The following is a 20,006-nucleotide window of genomic DNA, read 5'->3' on the forward strand; positions in this document are numbered from 1 at the left end:
AAATAATAACTTAGAATGAAGTCATTCCATCAAAGATCAATTTACAACCTGTTATAAATAGGAAAAAATTGAAAATTTGGTAGAAGCTTTTTGGTGATACGCGCTTGTGCAAGTAATACCCTATGCTTACGCCAATAGGCGCTAAGGGTAACAACACTAAAGAGGTCAACAAGTTTTGACTATCTAATTGCCCCAGCAAAAAATAAGGCACCAACTTTACATAGTTGGTAATGCCAAAAAATATCGTGCAAGTGCCCATAAACATTGTGGGAGATAATTTTTGTGGTATCAAATAAAAATTCACAGGCGGCCCACCTGAGTGAATACCAAAGCTTGTAAAGCCCGCAATAATGGACCAAAAAGTGCCCTTGATAGCGCTGGGCTCTTGCCTAACTGACGACTCAGCCTTAAACCAAAAATTCATCGCAAATGCCACTGCAAGCAAACCAATGATCAACCTAACATGTGACTCGGTTAGATAACTAAAGGTTAAGCTACCTAAAAGCACACCAATCAAGGCAGCTGGTAACATAATTTTCAAGTTATGTGAGTCCCACTTGCCCCAAAATTTGCGTACTGCAAACACATCCATTACACATAAAATAGGCAGTAAAATACCTGCAGCTTGTATGGGACTCACTACCATAGCCATTAAAGGCACACACACCACGCCGATAGCGTTGCCAAAACCACCTTTAGCCACGCCAAAAATAAGCACAGCAGGCACAGCAAATAAATAGAACGATGGGTCAACAATCATTATAAAACCTTAATTTTCAAACCCAAGGGCATTAAACAAAGTTTCCTAATCAATACATAACTACGTATGGTTTGGTCATGATCTAATTATAGCAGACACTTTACTACGCGTTATTTTATAGTTCACTCAACCAAGGCGGGTTAGCGCCTTGTCTAGACACGTTAATTCCAGCAACCGTAGCCGCAAATGCCAATGATGCTGAAAGCTGCGCAGGAGTAACCGCTGCCAGTGCCGCTTTAGACATCAGGTTTTGATTGGCAAGTTTAGCCATAAAGCCTGCATTAAAGGTATCACCTGCGCCTACGGTATCTACTACAGTTACTTTGGGTACAGGTTGATGTACAGTTTCATCGCTACCTAAGTAGGCTGTTGCACCATCGGCACCTTTTGTGACTACAACGATCGCCTTACTTTGACCACGCAGCACACTCACCTGCTCGGCTTCAGCGCCAGAGCTACCTACTAACCAATCAAGATCTTCATCTGAAACCTTGATAATATCAGCCACAGCTATAATATTTTGTAAGCGTTCTCGGTAGGCTTGGTCATTGGTGATAAAACTTGTGCGTATGTTAGGGTCCAGAATAATCACCATATCAGCGGCATACTTTTGCGCAATAGCGCAATATGCATCTGCAGCAGGCTCGTTGATTAAGCTAATGCCACCAAAATACAATGCTGTGCAGGGTGTATTTACACTCTTGCTAGTAGATAAATTTGGCACATCATCTATATATACTGAGCGACCTGCGCTATTTTCATCATAAAATGTATAGCTTGCATGGCCATCGTTGAGACTGACAAAAGCCAGTGTAGTCGGCGCATTTGAGCGCACTAGATAGGATGTATCTACTTTGCTATTACTTAACTCTTGGCACAACTGTTCACCAAACAGATCGTTTGAGATACCAGAGAGCATGCCAACTGGCACACCTAAGCGTCCCAAACCAATAGCTGTGTTAAATATGGCTCCACCTACTAACGGTGCAAAACTTGCTTGGCCAGATTCTGATACCACGGGCACCATATCGATAAGTGCTTCACCACAACAAATAATCACAATAATTCCTAGTCTTTTATCAGGTTTATAAGGTCAATCATCTCACAAACATCATATTGACACGCCAACAATGCCATAAGAGAAGATACAAAAAGCAGTACAGAGCAATACTATATTGCTTAATTAATGTTGAATTTATACTAAATTGCGGATATGTTGTATTAAATCTATAAGAACGTCAAAAAAGTACCAGTATTTGAAAATTTTGTACTGTTTTATAGACCACCTCAAAGCTATTGTTACCTCAGGCGCAAATAAATTAGTTTTTATAGCGCTTAACCAACTACCAGAACAGTTAATAATAAAACCGAGATTTATCTCTGGAGAAAATAATATGAAAATTTTAAAGATGTCAGCTATTGCTGCTGCAGTAGCAATGAGCGGTGTTTCTACTGCCCAAGCTGCTGACCTAACGATCGCCACTGTAAACAATGGCCACATGATCGAAATGCAAAAGCTAACGGGTCACTTTGAAAAAGCGAACCCTGGAATTAACGTAAACTGGGTAACTCTGGACGAAGGTACTTTGCGTTCACGTGTAACCACAGACATCGCTACTAAAGGTGGTCAGTTTGACGTTATGACTATCGGCATGTACGAAGCACCAATGTGGGGCGCTAAAGGCTGGTTAGAAGCTTTAGATTTCGATGCAAGCTACGATGTGAATGATATCCTTCCTGCAATGCGTGGTGGTTTATCTGACGGCGGCAACCTTTATGCTGCACCATTCTACGGCGAAAGCTCAATGATCATGTACCGCAAGGATTTGATGGATGCTGCTGGCATGACTATGCCTGATAGCCCAACTTGGGGACACATTGAAGACGCAGCTGCGGCAATGACTGACAAAGACAATGGCGTATACGGCATTTGTCTTCGTGGCAAGCCAGGTTGGGGCGATAACATGGCCTTTATCACTACTTTAGCTAACTCGTTTGGCGCACAGTGGTTTGATATGGACAAGAAGCCTCAGTTAGATTCTCCAGCATGGAACCACGCGGTTAACTTCTACGTTGACTTGCTAAACAACTATGGTCCTCCAGGATCATCTGGTAACAGCTTCAACGAAATCCTTGCACTAACCAACGCTGGAAAGTGTGGCATGTGGATTGACGCTACTATCGCAGCTTCTTTCGTATCTGACCCAGCACAGTCTTCTGTTGCAGAGCACATGGCTTTCGCACAGTCTCCTGTAGCTGTTTCTAGCCGCGGCGCTAACTGGTTGTGGGCATGGGCTCTAGCAGTACCTGCTGGAACTCAACAGTCTGCAGAAGCTCAAGCTTTCGTACAGTGGGCTACTTCTAAGGAATACATCGAGCTAGTTGCTGCAACTAACGGTTGGGCTTCTGTACCTACTGGTACTCGTCAGTCTACTTATGACAACAAGAACTTTACTGACGCTGCAGTATTTGCTGACGCTGAGCTAAAGGCTATCTTGTCTGCTGATCCAAGTAACTCAACTCAAGCTCCTAGCCCATTCAAGGGTGTTCAGTTCCAAGCTATCCCTGAGTTTGCTGACATTGCTGGTGCCGTTGGCCAACAGCTTTCTGCTGCTCTAGCTGGTGACATCTCTGTTGAAGATGCTCTTGCTGAATCACAAAAAGCTGCTGATCGCGCTATGCGTAAGGCTAAGTACTACAAGTAATTGATCATTAGATCAGTCTTTTAGTTACAAAAAACAGGGCCTTAAGTATAAAACCTAAGGCCCTGTTTTATTTTTCCTTAACACACCGAGATTATAATAAATCTTATGAACTCCCTGTCTAATACATCTACTCAAACACCACGCAAATGGTTAAACATGGTTAACCTGCTAAAGGCACCATCAATCATTTTGCTACTTGTTTGGATGATTGTGCCCTTGAGCATGACTTTGTACTACTCATTTGTTGAGTACAATCTACTCTACCCTGGGCCTAAGTTATTTATTGGTTTAGAAAACTACAGTTACTTTTCTACCGATTCAGCTTTTTTCCCTGCATTATTTAATACCTTGGTTTTAGTTGGCTCTGTACTGATTATTACAGTCGTACTAGGTTTAGCTCTTGCTTTGTTAGTGAATCAGCCGTTTTTTGGACGAGGCATTGTCCGCGTATTACTGATTTCACCCTTCTTTATTATGCCAACTGTTAATGCATTGATATGGAAAAACATGATGATGGACCCCAACTACGGGATCTTTTCTGTCATCTCTGACTTTTTCAATGCCGTACCCATTAACTGGCTAGAGGATATGCCACTAGCGTCTGTCATCATGATGGTGAGCTGGCAGTGGACACCCTTTGCTTTGCTTATATTTATGACATCGCTCCAATCGCAAGATACTGAACAAAAAGAAGCCGCCCAACTTGATGGCGCAGGATTTTGGTCTATCTTTCGTTTCCTTACCCTGCCTCACCTTGCAAGGCCTATTGCCATTGTAGTGATGATTCAGACTATTTTTCACCTGTCCTTGTTTGCAGAAATCTTTGTTACCACAGGCGGCGGACCAGGCTTTGCTAGCACCAACTTAGCATGGTTAATTTATCGACAAGCCTTCCTTGCATATGATGTAGGTGTTGCTTCAGCCGGTGGCGTATTTGCTATCATTTTAGCCAATATAGTGGCTTTCTTCCTAATCCGAGCCGTTGGCAAGAATCTAACGGAATAACCTATGACTTTTAATATATCTCAACGTAAAATCATCAAACACTGGGCTACTGGTTTATTTGCATGGTTGGTTGCTTTGACACTGTTCTTCCCTATTTTGTGGATGATCATGACCAGCTTTAAAACTGAGCTACAGGCTATTTCACAGCCACCATTGCTATTTTGGGAAGCTACATTAGATAACTACATGCTTATTCAAGAGCGCAGTGATTATCTTAAATACGCTTTAAATTCTTTATACACGTCTGTAGGTGGCACTGTATTGGCCTTGATCGTAGCTGTGCCTAGCGCTTATGCCATGGCATTTTTTCCAGGCAAGCACACTAAAGATATTTTGTTATGGATGCTATCCACCAAAATGTTGCCTGCTGTAGGTGTGTTGATTCCAATCTATATGATTACTCAAATGGGCGGATTGCTAGATAGCATCTACCCACTGATTGTGATTTTTGCACTTATGAACCTGCCAATCATCATGTGGATGCTATATACCTACTTTAAAGAAATTCCAAAAGAAATTCTTGAAGCAGCCCGTATGGATGGTGCAACGACCAGCGACGAACTTCGTCATGTGGTAATGCCTTTATCTTGGGGTGGTATTGCTTCTGCTGGCTTATTGTCATTGATCTTATGTTGGAATGAAGCCTTTTGGTCCATTCAACTTACTGCGTCAGATGCAGGAACACTAGCAGCACTCATCGCCTCTTACTCCAGCCCAGAAGGCCTATTTTGGGCCAAAGTTTCAGCTGCATCCACAATGGCTTGTGCGCCAATAATCGTCTTTGGCTGGTTCTGCCAAAAACAATTGGTACAAGGTTTAACTTTTGGCGCGGTGAAATAAGGAATTATAATGTCTACTTTAAATATCTCTCAGTTACACAAACATTTTGACGATTTCCACGCTATTCGTGGCATTGATTTAAATATTGAAGAAGGCGAATTTGTCGTCTTTGTAGGTCCCTCAGGCTGTGGTAAATCTACCCTACTACGCTTAATTGCTGGCTTAGAAGATGTAAGCTCTGGCACAATTTCTTTAGGTAATCGTGACATTACCCAAGTGGCAGCCGCTCAGCGTGATCTAGCGATGGTATTCCAATCTTACGCGCTATACCCACACATGAACGTGGCAGAAAACATGTCTTTTGCACTGCGTTTAGCGGGTGCAAGTAAAGAAGAAATTGCTCAAAAGGTAGCTGACACAGCGGCTATTTTACAGCTTGGGCCGCTACTTGATCGTAAGCCTAAAGCTTTGTCTGGCGGCCAGCGTCAACGTGTGGCTATCGGCCGCGCTATCGTTCGCCACCCATCTGTATTTTTGTTCGATGAACCATTGTCAAACCTAGACGCTGCATTGCGTGTACAAATGCGCCAAGAGCTTGCTGGCCTGCATCATCGCCTTAAATCTACTATGATCTATGTGACCCACGACCAAGTTGAAGCGATGACTTTAGCCGATAAAGTGGTCATTCTAAATGCCGGTCAGGTAGAGCAAGTGGGCACGCCTATGGACGTGTATTACAACCCAGAAAGCCGTTTTGTTGCTGAGTTTATTGGCACACCTAAAATGAACTTCTTCCCTATGGATGAAACGGTCACCAACTACTTAAGCAACAATGAAAAGGTTGATCGTAACCTTGAAAATGCGGCTTGGATTGGTGCCCGACCAGAGTCAATTATGCTTGATAAGAAAGGCATGCTTGGCACTGTGAACTTAATCGAACGTCTAGGTGCAGAAACACTGGTTTATCTAACTTATGGTGATGATTGTCAAATTGCTATTCGCGCCTCAAGCTTAGCTCCAGTTGCCCTAGGAGAAACCATTGAGTTTGGTTTAGATCTAGAACAAGTGCACAGCTTTGATGATAAAGGTGCACGTCTTAGCCCTGCAATTACGGGTGATTTGATTAAGTCGTTATAAAAAATACATTAATATGTAGTATGTTTTAAAGGGAGGCCCGTATGAAAACAGACACGTTTAATCAAGTAGAAATCATTGAAAATGTTGATGATGGTATCTATTACTTGGAACATGGCTGGCCTTCTGATTTAATCCGTTGGCACGCCCACGCACCTTACGAGCTTCACCTAATGGTGAGTACACACGGCAAGGTATTTGTAGGCGATCACATTGGACGTTATCAACCGGGTCAACTGATTCTTGTGGGGCCTCATGTGCCCCATAACTGGGTCACAAACAAAGATGAACCTAGCCCTGTAGATGTGCGTGACATGGTGATTGTTTTTTCTCATAAATCCATGGATCACATGCTCCAAGGATTTAGTGAAATTCAAGAACTAATGTCCATGCTTGAGCTATCTCAATCTGGCCTTGAGTTTGTAGACTTTGATATGTCCCAAGCCATAGATTTATTTGGCAAGGTGCGTGATGCGTCAGGCATGGATCGTCTTTTAGCGTTCATGCAGCTTTTATCAAAGCTTAAAGCCTGGCCACACAAACGCACCTTATCAACCGCAAAGCTGACCTCACCGCTGACAAGCTCGGCAGCCAATAAAATAAATGATGTGGTGCAATATATTGCAGATCATTACCAAGAAAATTTATCTCTTGGCAAAATGTCCACCATGATCAATATGAGTGAGAGCGCATTTTCACGTCATTTTGCTAAATCTACGGGCAATAAATTTGTTGAATTTGTAAACCGTGTCCGCATAGGCAGAGCATGCATTCAATTAGCAGAAACCAATGATCAAATATCAGCGATTTGTTTTGATGTTGGATTCAACAACATTACTAATTTCAATCGTCATTTTGTGAAGCTAAAAGGCAAAACGCCTGGAGAATACCGACGCATTATCCAAACTAATTTAGGTAAAGATAAAGCCATTGTAAAACCAACAATAGCCATGCCATAGCATGTAGCTAGTTTCTAAAAAAAATTATAAGCACGATAAAGATAATACTATGAACGCTTTACACAAAACGCAACTTACACCCCTAAACTACAGCCAAGCAGACTGTGAAGTCGGCATTATTCACGTAGGTATTGGTGCCTTTCATAGAGCACACCAAGCTGCTTACATTAACACCTTGTTGGGCGATAGCGATCAACAAAAATGGGGCATCATGGGCATTAATTTGCGTACTGAAGATGCTAGCATCGGTCATTTACTGGCTGAACAAAAACACACATACACTTTAAAGACCTTGTCTCCAGAAAACCACTCGACCTATCAAGAGATTGGGTCTATTTTATCTACTATCGATTGGTCACAAAACGCTGACGCAGCAGCTGAAGTGGTGAATAATGAAAATGTTCACTTAATCACTATGACCGTTACTGAAGGCGGCTATTATCTTTCAGAAAACGGGCTATTAGAAACCCACCTACCCATTATTACTGATGCTATAAGCGGCTCAGGCAGCTGCATATACGCCTATCTGAGGGCTTCTTTAAACAAGCGTCGTTTGGGTTGTAACCTGCCCATCACATTACTATGCTGCGATAATTTACGTGACAATGGCCATTATCTAAAATCAGGCTTTGAACAATTTCTGAAGGCATGTAATGACACCCAGCTAATGGATTGGATCAATGACAATGTGACCTTTCCGTGCTGTATGGTAGATCGCATTACCCCAAGACCTGACGCAATCCATGTGACAGATGTAATGCAAACGTTTGGTTTAAATGACCCCCTTACGGTAATGTCTGAGTCTTACACTCAGTGGGTGATCGAAGATAATTTTGCTGGACCAAGACCAGATTTTGAGCGCGTGGGTGTGGAATTGGTAGATGATGTCTCTCCCTATGAAGATGCAAAAATACGTATTCTCAATGGTGGCCACACCATACTAGCCTACTTTGCAGCACTTAAAGGCTACAACACTTATGACCAAGGCTTGGCTGATGAAGAACTCAATACATTATTTTCAGCCTACGAAACTACAGAAGTAATTCCTGCGATTGGAGAATCTCCAATCAATTTGTTGGACTATTACGCACTTACTAAAACTCGCTTTTGTAATAGCAACATTGCAGATGCTGTGGCGCGAATTTGTGCTGATGGTGGTATTAAGTTCCCTATCTTTATTTTACCTACTATTGCTACTAGCTATGCCCAAGGTCGTATTCCTGAAAATGGATTACAAGGTATTGCGGCTTGGTATGTATTTATGTGTAAAGTCAAAGCTGGGGAAATTGATTTTGATTATGTAGAACCCAAATGGGCCTATTTGGACACCCTTGTAGATGGGCTTAATGTAACATCATTTATTGAAAGCCAAGACCTATGGGGCAAGTTACCTAACCAGTTCCCAGAGTTTAAACAAAACCTAACACAAGCCATCACCTTAATGATCTCGCGTTTTCCAGTGGCTTAATCTAAGATAAAGCTTAACTGAAAGCCTGATAAGGTAAATGTAATGCACACACAGCGTCTAGAGGGCAAAGTAGCACTAATCACCGGCGCCGCTAGAGGCATTGGTAAAGCCTTTGCGAAGCGGTACTTAGCTGAAGGCGCTAAGGTCATTATTGCAGATATTGATTTTGAAGCAGCAAGCAATACAGCACTAGCACTAGGTGATCAATGTATTGCACAGGTATTAGATGTAACCGATCAAACTAGCATTGATGACTGTGTGACTCACTCAGTTTCTAAGTGGGGAAAAATTGACATCTTAATCAATAATGCCGCATTGTTTACCGCCTCCCCCTTTATCGATATTACTCGCACCGATTATGACAAGGTATTTGCGGTAAACCTGGCGGGGCCTGTATTCATGATGCAAGCCGTTGCAAAGCATATGATTGAGCGTGGAGTAGGTGGGAAAATCATCAATATGGCAAGCCAAGCAGGCCGCCGTGGTGAAGGTTTGGTAGCCGTCTACTGCGCCACTAAAGCTGCCATTATCAGTGTGACGCAATCGGCAGGATTAGACCTTATAAAACATGGCATCAATGTGAATGCTATCTCTCCAGGTGTGGTGGATGGCGAGCACTGGGATGGCGTTGACGCATTTTTTGCGAAGCATGAAGGGTTAGAACTGGGTGAAAAGAAAGCTCAGGTAGGTAAAAGTGTACCCCATGGACGTATGGGCGTAGCCCAAGATCTTACTGGCATGGCAGTTTTTTTAGCCAGTAGTGATGCTGATTATATCGTTGCTCAAACCTACAACGTTGATGGTGGGCAATGGATGAGCTAGCCATCATCTAAAGATACATGAAAACTAGCTCTAACCTTAATTGAAAATCTATGCCAGTTTGAACTGAGTTTTAAGACGAGCAATAATATCATTAGACTCATACAACCACTCTACTGCCCCATCAGCCTGCTCTATTCTTAAACAAGGCACCTTGTGGCGTCCACCTTCTTGGGTCAGCTGGGCCTTATGTTGAGCATTACCTTTTGCATCACGTAGCTCAATATGCAGTGCATGGCGCTTTAATTCTCGGCGTACTTTGACGCAAAAAGGGCAAGTTTTAAACTGATACATCGACATGGTCGCGGTCACATCATCTATGGCTTTTTGAGCAGCTGCTTCTCTTACTACTGCTTTTGGTGAGGTCATAAAATCTAGTACTAAAATAATTTGTCCCAAAATCCATCGAATAATTTTCATTAACTAGCTCCACCAATAATTGGTTAATTGAAATACGCATTGGTTTATATGCTTAAGCAGATAAGCTAAGCGATTTTGCGGTAAATTGTTTAATAACTCACAGTGCTTACAATCACTTCAAACATCTAGTGAGCCCCCAAAAACTGAGCATAGTTTACAGGATCTGACTAAATTCAGCCTTCTTTTTTATCATCGTTTTATGTGTTCTTAATGACCATTATTACATCGTAATAAGTCGTAGCACGCACCTATACTGTGGTAATCGCACTTAGCGCCAGGCAAAGCGATCCATTGATCTTTTGGTTGATTATCTGCATTTAATACAAGCCGCCACACTCTACTGGAGGGCTCTATAAAGTGGCTTTCGCAATAGTCGCCTAGTAGTTTCAAATAGCTTAAGTATGAACCGTCTGGATAATGCTTAGATAACATGGCAAGGGCTGGTAAGGTTTCGGCTTGCACCCAAAAGTATTTATTGTCATCACACACAGATCCTTGTGGATCAAAGCCATAATAAAGCCCACCTCTGGTTTTGTCCCAACCACGTTGCCATGCCGTATCAACTAAAAACTTGGCCTTATCTAACATCCAAATTTGAGGTTTATAACCGTGCAATATCAGTAACAACTTAGCCCATTCAGTAAAGTGGCCTGTTTGGTAACCCCAAGGCTTATACAAGTTTTGTGGATCGTGCTGATTATAGGTCCAATCTACCTGCCAATCTTGGTTGTAATGCTCCCACAAAAGCCCATTGGTAGACGCGGTTTGCTGATTAACAATCGTGTTCGCAATGCGCAGCGCTTGCTGCAAAAAAAGATCATCTTGCGTGGCTTCAAAAGCAGCAATAAGGGCTTCACATGCATGCATGTTAGCATTTTGGCCGCGATAGCTGGACAATTTCCCAGACTCACTATGCACTTGGTCTGCAAACAAACCAAAATCTTCTTGCCAGAAAACCTGCTGCATTAACTGGTGTATTGATTTCAGTGCAGGCAAAGCAGATGTTATGCCTGCCTGATATGCATTGGCGTATGTGAGCATTAAAAACGCATAGCCATAACAATATTGATCGCAGTCTTTTACTTCACCGTTTTTTAGCTCCCAGTGGTAGCCTTGTGCATTTTTCCAAGCATGCTTTTGCTCAATAAAATCTAGCCCATGCTGCACTGTCGCTAAGTGCTTAGCTTTTTGAACACGATTATCGGACAAAAGAGCGCCACGGCAAAAATTAACAACTAAGCGACAGCTGCTCACCAAATGATAGTGCGTGGGGTCTTTGTGGCCACCATCTATATTTAAGCTGTGGTTAAAGCTCTGGTCAGGTTGCAGGCCGTGGCGTACATAAAAAGCTAATATAGATTGAATTTGCTGTTCTAAAAAGGCCTTAGACAACCAACTATCTTTGACCTGACTACTCGCAGTGTTCATGGTGTTTTACCTGCTATTCGCGTTTAAGGGCTAACGTTCACGTGATCAAAGTCACTGGCATTATGGCGCTCTGGCAGTTGATCTTTTTCAGGCCCCCACGCTAGGTTGACACGCTTGCCTCTTATTACTGCTGGGCGTTGCTGTATTTGTGTGGCCCAACGCGTTACATGGGGATAACTTGCAACATCTAAAAACTCTGCTGCACTATAGAGCTCGCCTAATACCAGAGCACCATACCAAGCAAAATTTGCGATGTCGGCGATAGTGTACTCATCTCCACACAGGTATTGATGGTGGGCTAGTTGCTTATCTAGCACATCTAGCTGGCGCTTCACTTCCATGGCATAACGGTTAATGGGATATTCTAATTTATCAGGTGCGTAAGCATAAAAGTGACCAAAACCACCACCCAAAAAGGGTGCACTACCTATATTCCAAAAGAGCCAAGACAGGCATTCTGGGCGCTTAGCCGAACCCAATTCTGGCACAAACTGACCAAAATTTTCAGCTAAGTAGAGCATAATAGCACCCGACTCAAACACGCGTATGGGCTGTGCGCTACTGTAATCTATTAATGCTGGGATTTTTGAATTGGGGTTAATATCTACAAACCCACTACTAAATTGAGCCCCTTCGATAATATTAATCAGCCACGCATCATACTCGGCATCTTTAAGTCCCAGCTGCACTAACTCCTCCAGCAAAATCGTCACTTTAGCGCCGTTAGGAGTGCCCAATGAATAAAGCTGCAAAGGGTGTTTGCCTTTAGGCAACTCTTTATCATGTGTGGCACCGGCTACAGGCCGATTGATGCTAGCGAAGTGGCCGCCACTTTGGGTATCTAATGTCCATACTTTGGGAGGAGTGTAAATGTCGCTCATGTTGAGTATCTCTGTGTGTAGTAAATAGCAAAGGTGATTATATTCATAGGCCTGTCAAAGCCTATAGCTATTTTTTAAAGCTGATTAGCTTGCCTACATTATAAGCACATTGGTCTAAGTTAAAAACCGCATTTTCAATAGCTTTGGGTAAATCACTCACACCTGGCATGATGCTAAAACACGCATCAATACCCGCCTCCACCATTAAGGTTTCGTCAACGTCTACACTGCCCACAATAGCCATCACAAAAAGACCATGCTGCTTAGCGCGCTTTGCCACTCCTACTGGTGCTTTACCATTAAGGCTTTGGGAATCTAAACGGCCTTCACCGGTGATCACTAAATCAGCATCACTTAGATGGGCATCAAATTCAATGCGATCTAATACTAAGTCTATGCCAGGTTGAAATTGAGCTTTGGTGTATTGCATTAAACCAAATCCAGTGCCTCCTGCTGCACCTGCACCTGCATGGTCTCGGTGGACTAACCCTGTCATGGCTTCGCTAACATTTGCAAAGTGTTCCAACGCCGCATCAAGCTGAGTAACCATTGAAGTAGTAGCCCCTTTTTGGGGGCCGTAAATGACACTAGCCCCTTTAGGGCCCAGTAAAGGGTTGTCTACGTCACAGGCAACGGATATGGTGCATTCCATCAATCTAAGATCCAGCTTCTGCGCATTAATGCTATGCACTTGGGCTAAAGCCGCACCGCCAAACCCAACAGGAGCACCAGATTCATCATTTAGCTGTAAACCCAAGGCTCTCAATAGTCCAGTACCTGCATCATTGGTGGCACTTCCACCTAGGCCTATAATAAAATCTCTCACGCCCAAATCCAGGGCTTTAAGAATAATTTCTCCAGTGCCATAGGTAGAGCTAACTAAAGGGTTACGATCTTTATGAGGGATGAGTCCAAGCCCAGAAGCTGCAGCAATATCAATCACTGCAGTGCCATGTTCATTCAAAGGCGGCAGCAAACCCCATTGAGCCACAACACGCTTACCCTGAAAATTGAGAAGTGAACTGACGCTAGTTTCAATAATACGGCCATTAGTGGCCTCTACAAGAGCCGCAGCAGTGCCTTCTCCGCCGTCAGCTAAAGGCAAACATACTATTTGCGTATTTGGCATTGCTCGCTGTAGAGCAGACGCAATAGTCTGCGCTACAACCACAGCACTGAGGGTCTCTTTAAAAGAGTCTGGCGCTATGATTATCTTGCGCATATTGTTATCCGGTGACAGTAATACGTTGGCCATTAGTATCAAAAAAGTGACAGTGGCTTTGGGTGAAAATTATACCAATGGTTTGGCTTAGCTGGAAGTCATGCTCTGGCGAGCAACGAATATTAAGCACACCTGCCACTTGCGTATTCACAAAAATATACACGTCACAGCCAACATATTCCACTACTTCCACAATACCATCAACCATCCCTGCACCCGCTTCGCAAACACTCATATGTTCTGGGCGAATGCCTAAGTAACAAGAGCCCGTTGGTGAGTCTATGACAGCAATATCATTAGCAGTAAAGGTGCTGCCTACTGTTTCGCCATTGATCAGATTCATTTTTGGTGAGCCAATAAACTGCGCCACAAAGATGTTTTGGGGGCCCTCATAAAGCTGCCTAGGAGTCCCTACCTGCTCTATCACACCACCTTGCAATACCACGATGCGATCTGCCAAGGTCATTGCTTCCACTTGGTCGTGGGTTACGTAAACCATGGTGCGTTTCAGCACTTGGTGCAGTCTAGCTATTTCATGACGCATTTCTACACGCAAAGCTGCATCTAGGTTAGATAAAGGTTCATCAAATAAGAAAGCAATTGGATCTCGCACAATGGCGCGGCCAATTGCTACTCGTTGTCGTTGACCACCAGATAAATCTTTAGGACGCCTTCCCATTAATGGCTCTAGTTTTAAAGCTTGAGCAGCAGCATCCACTTTAGTCTTTATTTCTTTAGCATTAGCGCCTGATGTCTTAAGGCTAAAGCCCATATTTTCAGCCACACTCATATGTGGATATAACGCATAAGATTGAAATACCATCGCCAAGCCACGAGTAGCTGGCAACTGCCCAGTGACGTCTTTGTCACCTATTAGGATAGCTCCACGACTGACCTCCTCTAGGCCTGCAATCATACGCAGCAAGGTAGATTTTCCACACCCAGAAGGGCCTACAAAAATGATTAACTCACCTTTTTTAATCTCTAAGTCTATACCTTTGATAACTTGAGAGTTGCCATACCACTTTTCAATTTTTTGTAGTGCGATGTTTCCCATTAATTCATTCCCCTATCAATCCAGCTAAGCCAAATTGCTGCAGTCCACGTAAAGTTATCGCCACCAGCACCTTGTGCGCTTTGTGGATGACAGTATTCAAAAAAACCTTCTTTAGCAATGAGCTTGTTTGTGGCATTTTTTAAGTGTAAGGCTTCATCAGTTTGACCAGCATCTTCCAAACCTATGCCGATTAACGCATTAAAGAACGGCCATACAGGCCCTCTCCAGTAACGCAAAGGGTCAAAATCAGGGTGCCCTGGGTCTAAGCTAGGCACTGGGTAAGGCAACTGTTGATAAACTCTGTTTAAATGCTCAAGCATCGTGCTAGATTGAATGCCTGCATACCAACAAAGGTAACTAGCATTAGACAAACTTCCAGCATATTTTCCAGTGCGAATGTCCAAGCTATCATAAGCGCTAATAGCTGGATTCCATAAGCGTTGGGCCCCCGCTTCAAGAGTGCTAATCCAGCCTTCAATTTCGTCTTTGTCAGCATTAGCGTCATCATTTAATTCTTCGCATAACCAAAGTAAATCACGACATGCACGAAGTAGTATGAAGGTCATACCTGGATCTGCCACACGAAAAGGGCTAATATCACGTATCTTCTTTTCATCCCAGCCAGTGTTACGACCTAGATTAACTAAGGCAATATAACGATCATAATCGGCCTTTTTTGGCCGCATATCAGAATTTACATGGGATGTATCTCGGCGCGTGTATTCACCGACCTCAGACACATCTACTTGCCGAGCAGGTAAGTCCCAGTCAACGGCATTATCACGACCACTTTCCCAAGGATGGGTGATGACAATGGCATTTTCTTCCACCCGATACGTCATAAACCACCGATGCCAACGCAATAACGGCGTATAAAGTGCTTGTACTCTAGATAAACCTAGTTTGCGATCTTCATCATATATTTTACGTGCAAAAGTCGCCGCTATAGGAGGCTGAGTAATTCCTGTTGTCGCTGGTGAACGATCCGCACCCCAAACAGCAGGCCCAGGAAAATAGCTATCATCAGGCTTGTGAAAAATAATATGTGGCACCATGCCGTTTTCCCATTGTCCACCAAATAAACTTTCAAGCTCTTGCCAAGCACGATCTACATCAAAACTAGAAAACCCCCATGCGGCGAGCACCGAATCCCAATTCCACTGGTAAGGATATAGTCCTTTGGTTGGCACGGTATAACCACCTTGGTCATTGGCCTTCAAAATACTCTGAGCACGTTGTTTCAAACTCAGTGAATGTTCATTTATTACAGTTGTCATTACAGTGTCACCCTTTTACAGAACCAGCAGTTAAACCTTTGGTCATGAAACGTTCTAAAAATAAGAAAATAAGCATTATGGGAAGAGTAGATATTACCGCGCCAGCCATCAAATGCTGGCGCGGTATTTCAGATGAATTAAGCATAGAAACCCCACGGGTCAGGGTGAAAATGGAAGGATCATCTAATAACATAAATGCTAACAAGAACTCATTCCAAGCAATCATAAATACATATAAAGACACAGATGCAAGAGCTGGCAAGGCTAAAGGTAAGGTGATCTTCATAACCACACCAAAGCGAGACAAGCCATCCATAAGCCCCGCCTCTTCTACTTCCTCTGGTAGACCACGAAAATATCCCTGCAGCATATACAGGGCTACAGGAATAGTTGTCACAGGATAAATCAACAAAATGCCTACCAATGAGTTGCGCAATTCAAGGATAGAAAATACGATGTAAATAGGCAGCGCCAAAACAATCAATGGCACCATGTAGATCAGTAAAATCCCTCGTACCATAAATGCTCGCCCCTTAAACTTAAGACGAGCTACGGCATAGGCACCTGGCGCACTAAAAAGCAGAGTAATTAAAACTGTAAGCACTGAAATAACAAACGAATTCAGAAGATAGGTGCCAAAATTATAGTCTCTAAACAACTCTACATAGCTACGAAATAGCCCCCACCCCAGTTGCCAATCTAAGCTAAAGTCCAAAGGATTAATCAGTAGTGCTTGTTGTGATTTAAACGACGTCATTATCATCACGTAAAAGGGGATCATCACAATCGCTACAAAGAATAGGTACCCAAACGCAAGCAAACTTTTGATCGCCGCCATTTCAGCATTATGGCGAACTTGAAGCCCAATAGTGATGTCGTTCAACATATTCCGCAGGGTGTAGTTTAATGCATAAGCCAACACCACAAGAGCTCCAATTTGTAACCACAAGCTCTCAGTTAAAGGCACTCCAAACGGCTGTCCAAAAGATAAACTCAACATCAACACTATCGTTAATGCCTGTTGCAGTGCCATCAGTTTAAGGGGATTAGTGGTTTGGTTATATAAGATCCATATTATGGCGCTGGTCATGCCAACAATACCTGACACTAACCAAACCGGCGTATAACCCCCGCCAGTGCCAAAAGCCAATGCAACAGTTATGGTAAACTGTAATACCACGGTCCACAAAAACCCTATAATAACGGCTATGAGCAAACCTTGTCTTAGTATGCTCATAACCCTTCCTCTTTAGAAATAAACCGGATAAAAAACAAAGAAAATACTAACAAACAAGCAAAAACCACCACAGCTACAGCAGCTCCACCACCTATATTTGAAATGGCAAATGCTTGTTCATACACATTCACTGTCAGGGTTCTGGTGCCTGCATTACCACCAGTTAGCAAGAAAATGTCGTCAAACTTATTAAAAGTCCAAATAAAACGTAACAAGAACAAAATAGATAAGATACCAGTTAATTGAGGAATAGACAGATACCAAAATTTTTGCATTGGGGTGGCACCATCCATATCAGCAGCTTCATACATTTGGGTATCGATAGACTGCATCCGTGCCAAAATAAACAAAAATGATAATGGAAAATAACGCCATATTTCAAACACAGTAACCATAACCAAAGCCAAACCACGCTTCCCAAAAAAGTTAACCGGGCTATCGATTAAACCCATTTGTAGTAGCAACGCATTGGCAGAGCCAGAAAAGGGATCAAACAGTGTGACCCAAGTAAAGGCCACTGCAATTATGGGTGCCACATAAGGAAACAACAAAAACCCTCGCAACACGCCTTGCCCAAAAAAAGACTGGTTCAGCATGAGAGCAGCAAACAAACCCACAAGTATGGCACCCACTGTACCCACAAAGGTATAAAATGCGGTGGCGTACAGCACATCACCAAATTCTTGTGCTGAGAATATCTGTTTAAAGTTATCTAGTGTGAAACTATTATTAACCAAATTGCTGGTTGAAGTGCCCGTTGTGATGGGCATACTGCTGCGTACATCAGGCTGTTCTTTGAATGGTGACAAAGACGTCACTTTGATAACTAGTTTGTCTCGAAAACCTGCGTCCCAGGTGCCAAAATCACAAAATAATGTTTGAGCTTTTTGCTCACAGATAGTGCCAGATAAATCATAAGACAAACCTGGTGGAATATCATCAACTAAAGTAACCCCGTCAATGGCGTGCTCACGCGAGGGGTTGGATATACGGTATTGAAGTACGGCAACGTCGCCAGCATTGGTAAGGTCTCCACGCAACCGTTCATAAACGCTTGGTGTTGGGATCCTCAAATCTGCCAAGCCTACTGGTTTAACGCTAATCCAAAAAATGGCGAGCAAAGGTAACACGACAACTAACGCGACTATTAAAAGCGTAGGCGAGAGCATTTTCCAAGCCAGCAAGGCTTCTTTTTTTTGCAAAGGCCCCAAGTGCTTCGGCGGAGAAGACGAAGTGGGAGTGTCTCTGGGAATTGTAGATGAATCAATATCAGACATAGAGATGATCAATTTAATAAGAAGAGGTTTAACCACACAAAATGGTCACCTCATTATGTTGTTATAAAGCCAAATGTGAAATGAAGCCAAATGTGAAATGAAGCTGGAGTGATCCATTTAAAAAATGAATACAAATGCACCCCAGCCTCTTGAACACTTTTGTTGTTCAGTATGTTTATAGTTAGCCCAGTATCGAGCTAACCAATGCTCTTACTTAACAGCAGCAAGCTCAGTGTTCAACGCTGCAACAGTAGCTGCTGCGTCACGTTCTCCATCAATGTAGCTGCGAACCAAGCGGTTAACAATCTGACTATTGATGATTTTAGAAGCTAAAGAAAGCTGACCTTCAGTAACGCCCCAACGCTGAGCTTTATCGAGACCTGCCACGATTTCTTTGATCATATCAGCTTCATATAGCTCAGATAATGGTGCCTTTCTGTCAACACCTACAGGTAGTTTCTCCCAAATCTTCACATATTTCTCAGCATCAGTGGCATCACCACGTCGAACTGGGAACTTGCCTTCTGGTGCAATCGATAGAGTTTGAGTATAACCCTCACCCAAAGAATACTGCACAAAGTCAATGGCATTATCTACATTTGCATCAGAAGTAATACCAAAGTAACGCACATCACCCCAAGCCGCGCCTGCTGGGTTAGATGGTCCAGAGAACTTAGTCACAACGCCAGTCTTAGCAGCTAGAGCACGCGATGTTGGATCACCATCAATCGTTGGTGGCGCAGAATCACGAAGACCTGCAAGTTCGTCAAGGATAAACGGAGACCAAATGATCATTGCGGCCTTACCAGCAAAGTACAATTCACGTGATTGCTTCCAATACAACTCACCTTCAGGAGAGGCTTCTACGATCGCTTTGTAGAAATCCAACACTTCGGTGGTTTTTGCTACATCTAAGTTTTGGAAACCATTACCATCTACAGGGGTCACGCCGTTAGCAAGGAACACATGCTCTAGCACTTGGCTCATGAAACCTTCGTCTACTTTTGTGGGTGCAACAAAACCAAACATTTCTGGGGGATTGTGTAGCTTTTCAACTGCTGCTAATACATCCGCATATGAATCTGGAGTAGCCAAACCATGCTGATCAAACAAGTCTTTACGGTAAACTAATAACTGAGTCCATCCATCAACAGGCACTGAAGCGTAGCCATCTGGCACAGCAGCCATGTTCAGTGCACCCGCTGCAAAGGTGCCTTCTCCCAAGTTTTCAATTGCTTCACTAGCGGCATCTGTGTTCAAAATTCCAGATTCAGCCCATGGTAATGCATACTGTAGGGGATGATAAATCACATCAGGTAGGTCTCCTGCAGCAAAAGCGGCAGTAGCACGTGTGCCAAGGTCTTTTTCAGTCACTGGAATGACTTGTACCGAAATACCAGTAGCTGCTTTAAAGTTTGCTGCCATGGCTTCTTGCTTAGCCAAACGTGCTGGCTGCTCTTCCGTAGTCCAAAACTTTAGTGTTTCAGCTTGCACGGCGGCAGAAATAACCAGACTCAAAGCTGTAGCGGCAAACATACCGGCACCCTTGTTTATATGGAATATACCCATTTCTTAAT

At 43.2% G+C, this 20,006-nt stretch carries 18 protein-coding genes; 7 read left to right on the plus strand and 11 right to left on the minus strand.

All coding sequences use genetic code 11. The features are described from left to right. Window positions 1-10 precede the first annotated feature (10 nt). Together ABXT42_RS07500 and ABXT42_RS07505 are read right to left on the minus strand one after the other, a co-directional pair. Complete coding sequence (locus ABXT42_RS07500; protein ID WP_443627527.1) at window positions 11-760, minus strand: sulfite exporter TauE/SafE family protein; 750 nt, start codon at window positions 758-760, stop codon at window positions 11-13. 115 nt (window positions 761-875) lie between these two features. After that, window positions 876-1,820 carry a carbohydrate kinase family protein gene (locus ABXT42_RS07505; RefSeq protein WP_443627528.1) on the minus strand — a complete coding sequence of 315 codons (945 nt, stop codon included), beginning with the start codon at window positions 1,818-1,820 and terminating at the stop codon, window positions 876-878. A gap of 334 nt (window positions 1,821-2,154) precedes the next feature. On the opposite strand from ABXT42_RS07505, the gene ABXT42_RS07510 reads away from it, so the two are divergent. From ABXT42_RS07510 to ABXT42_RS07540, 7 genes are all read left to right on the plus strand, one after another. Then, on the plus strand, window positions 2,155-3,465 hold the full coding sequence (locus ABXT42_RS07510; RefSeq protein WP_443627529.1) for an extracellular solute-binding protein: 1,311 nt from the start codon (window positions 2,155-2,157) through the stop codon (window positions 3,463-3,465). 156 nt (window positions 3,466-3,621) lie between these two features. Beyond that, entirely contained in the window at window positions 3,622-4,470 is an 849-nt protein-coding gene (locus tag ABXT42_RS07515; RefSeq protein WP_443627530.1) for a carbohydrate ABC transporter permease, read from the plus strand. Between the two features lie 3 nt (window positions 4,471-4,473). Then, the gene (locus tag ABXT42_RS07520) at window positions 4,474-5,310 is read left to right on the plus strand and encodes a carbohydrate ABC transporter permease (protein WP_443627531.1); all 837 of its coding nucleotides are present in this window, start codon (window positions 4,474-4,476) and stop codon (window positions 5,308-5,310) included. Window positions 5,311-5,319: 9 nt separating this feature from the next. Continuing rightward, complete coding sequence (locus tag ABXT42_RS07525) at window positions 5,320-6,387, plus strand: ABC transporter ATP-binding protein (protein ID WP_443627532.1); 1,068 nt, start codon at window positions 5,320-5,322, stop codon at window positions 6,385-6,387. A 41-nt stretch (window positions 6,388-6,428) separates the two neighbouring features. Further along, window positions 6,429-7,343: an AraC family transcriptional regulator gene (locus tag ABXT42_RS07530; protein ID WP_443627533.1), complete on the plus strand. Its 915-nt coding sequence runs from the start codon at window positions 6,429-6,431 to the stop codon at window positions 7,341-7,343. Window positions 7,344-7,392: 49 nt separating this feature from the next. After that, window positions 7,393-8,811 (plus strand): mannitol dehydrogenase family protein, encoded by a 1,419-nt coding sequence (locus tag ABXT42_RS07535; RefSeq protein WP_443627534.1) that lies wholly within the window; start codon window positions 7,393-7,395, stop codon window positions 8,809-8,811. A gap of 42 nt (window positions 8,812-8,853) precedes the next feature. Further along, window positions 8,854-9,633 carry an L-iditol 2-dehydrogenase gene (locus ABXT42_RS07540; protein ID WP_443627535.1) on the plus strand — a complete coding sequence of 260 codons (780 nt, stop codon included), beginning with the start codon at window positions 8,854-8,856 and terminating at the stop codon, window positions 9,631-9,633. 48 nt (window positions 9,634-9,681) lie between these two features. Here the strand turns inward: ABXT42_RS07540 and ABXT42_RS07545 are convergent, their stop codons facing one another. From ABXT42_RS07545 to ABXT42_RS07585, 9 genes are all read right to left on the minus strand, one after another. After that, complete coding sequence (locus tag ABXT42_RS07545; protein WP_443627536.1) at window positions 9,682-10,050, minus strand: glutaredoxin family protein; 369 nt, start codon at window positions 10,048-10,050, stop codon at window positions 9,682-9,684. Between the two features lie 207 nt (window positions 10,051-10,257). After that, a complete protein-coding gene (locus ABXT42_RS07550) occupies window positions 10,258-11,478 on the minus strand; it encodes an AGE family epimerase/isomerase (RefSeq protein ID WP_443627537.1) in 1,221 nt (406 codons plus the stop codon). Window positions 11,479-11,501: 23 nt separating this feature from the next. After that, entirely contained in the window at window positions 11,502-12,359 is an 858-nt protein-coding gene (yghU, locus tag ABXT42_RS07555) for a glutathione-dependent disulfide-bond oxidoreductase (RefSeq protein ID WP_443627538.1), read from the minus strand. Window positions 12,360-12,426: 67 nt separating this feature from the next. Continuing rightward, window positions 12,427-13,581 (minus strand): glycerate kinase family protein, encoded by a 1,155-nt coding sequence (locus ABXT42_RS07560; protein ID WP_443627539.1) that lies wholly within the window; start codon window positions 13,579-13,581, stop codon window positions 12,427-12,429. A 4-nt stretch (window positions 13,582-13,585) separates the two neighbouring features. Further along, on the minus strand, window positions 13,586-14,638 hold the full coding sequence (locus ABXT42_RS07565; protein ID WP_443627540.1) for an ABC transporter ATP-binding protein: 1,053 nt from the start codon (window positions 14,636-14,638) through the stop codon (window positions 13,586-13,588). Further along, window positions 14,638-15,915 (minus strand): MGH1-like glycoside hydrolase domain-containing protein, encoded by a 1,278-nt coding sequence (locus ABXT42_RS07570; RefSeq protein ID WP_443627541.1) that lies wholly within the window; start codon window positions 15,913-15,915, stop codon window positions 14,638-14,640. Before ABXT42_RS07570 ends, ABXT42_RS07565 begins: the two co-directional genes overlap by 1 nt. 7 nt (window positions 15,916-15,922) lie before the next feature. Continuing rightward, window positions 15,923-17,152, minus strand: coding sequence for a carbohydrate ABC transporter permease (locus ABXT42_RS07575; RefSeq protein ID WP_443627542.1), 1,230 nt, complete (start codon window positions 17,150-17,152; stop codon window positions 15,923-15,925). After that, window positions 17,149-18,465 carry a carbohydrate ABC transporter permease gene (locus tag ABXT42_RS07580; RefSeq protein WP_443627543.1) on the minus strand — a complete coding sequence of 439 codons (1,317 nt, stop codon included), beginning with the start codon at window positions 18,463-18,465 and terminating at the stop codon, window positions 17,149-17,151. Before ABXT42_RS07580 ends, ABXT42_RS07575 begins: the two co-directional genes overlap by 4 nt. A 174-nt stretch (window positions 18,466-18,639) precedes the next feature. Further along, window positions 18,640-19,998, minus strand: a complete 1,359-nt coding sequence (locus tag ABXT42_RS07585; RefSeq protein ID WP_443627544.1) for an ABC transporter substrate-binding protein — start codon at window positions 19,996-19,998, stop codon at window positions 18,640-18,642. Window positions 19,999-20,006 lie beyond the last annotated feature (8 nt).

The organism is Candidatus Njordibacter sp. Uisw_002 (genome assembly GCF_047730155.1).
Taxonomy (GTDB): domain Bacteria; phylum Pseudomonadota; class Gammaproteobacteria; order Pseudomonadales; family Balneatricaceae; genus Njordibacter.

What these genes read in the sequence shown, in the direction of transcription:
- ABXT42_RS07500 (WP_443627527.1), bottom strand. Translation starts at nt 760, where the DNA reads ATGATTGTTGACCCATCGTTCTATTTATTTGCTGTGCCTGCTGTGCTT.
- ABXT42_RS07510 (WP_443627529.1), top strand. Translation starts at nt 2,155, where the DNA reads ATGAAAATTTTAAAGATGTCAGCTATTGCTGCTGCAGTAGCAATGAGC.
- ABXT42_RS07515 (WP_443627530.1), top strand. Translation starts at nt 3,622, where the DNA reads ATGGTTAACCTGCTAAAGGCACCATCAATCATTTTGCTACTTGTTTGG.
- ABXT42_RS07520 (WP_443627531.1), top strand. Translation starts at nt 4,474, where the DNA reads ATGACTTTTAATATATCTCAACGTAAAATCATCAAACACTGGGCTACT.
- ABXT42_RS07525 (WP_443627532.1), top strand. Translation starts at nt 5,320, where the DNA reads ATGTCTACTTTAAATATCTCTCAGTTACACAAACATTTTGACGATTTC.
- ABXT42_RS07530 (WP_443627533.1), top strand. Translation starts at nt 6,429, where the DNA reads ATGAAAACAGACACGTTTAATCAAGTAGAAATCATTGAAAATGTTGAT.
- ABXT42_RS07535 (WP_443627534.1), top strand. Translation starts at nt 7,393, where the DNA reads ATGAACGCTTTACACAAAACGCAACTTACACCCCTAAACTACAGCCAA.
- ABXT42_RS07540 (WP_443627535.1), top strand. Translation starts at nt 8,854, where the DNA reads ATGCACACACAGCGTCTAGAGGGCAAAGTAGCACTAATCACCGGCGCC.
- ABXT42_RS07545 (WP_443627536.1), bottom strand. Translation starts at nt 10,050, where the DNA reads ATGAAAATTATTCGATGGATTTTGGGACAAATTATTTTAGTACTAGAT.
- ABXT42_RS07550 (WP_443627537.1), bottom strand. Translation starts at nt 11,478, where the DNA reads ATGAACACTGCGAGTAGTCAGGTCAAAGATAGTTGGTTGTCTAAGGCC.
- yghU (WP_443627538.1), bottom strand. Translation starts at nt 12,359, where the DNA reads ATGAGCGACATTTACACTCCTCCCAAAGTATGGACATTAGATACCCAA.
- ABXT42_RS07560 (WP_443627539.1), bottom strand. Translation starts at nt 13,581, where the DNA reads ATGCGCAAGATAATCATAGCGCCAGACTCTTTTAAAGAGACCCTCAGT.
- ABXT42_RS07565 (WP_443627540.1), bottom strand. Translation starts at nt 14,638, where the DNA reads ATGGGAAACATCGCACTACAAAAAATTGAAAAGTGGTATGGCAACTCT.
- ABXT42_RS07570 (WP_443627541.1), bottom strand. Translation starts at nt 15,915, where the DNA reads ATGACAACTGTAATAAATGAACATTCACTGAGTTTGAAACAACGTGCT.
- ABXT42_RS07575 (WP_443627542.1), bottom strand. Translation starts at nt 17,152, where the DNA reads ATGAGCATACTAAGACAAGGTTTGCTCATAGCCGTTATTATAGGGTTT.
- ABXT42_RS07585 (WP_443627544.1), bottom strand. Translation starts at nt 19,998, where the DNA reads ATGGGTATATTCCATATAAACAAGGGTGCCGGTATGTTTGCCGCTACA.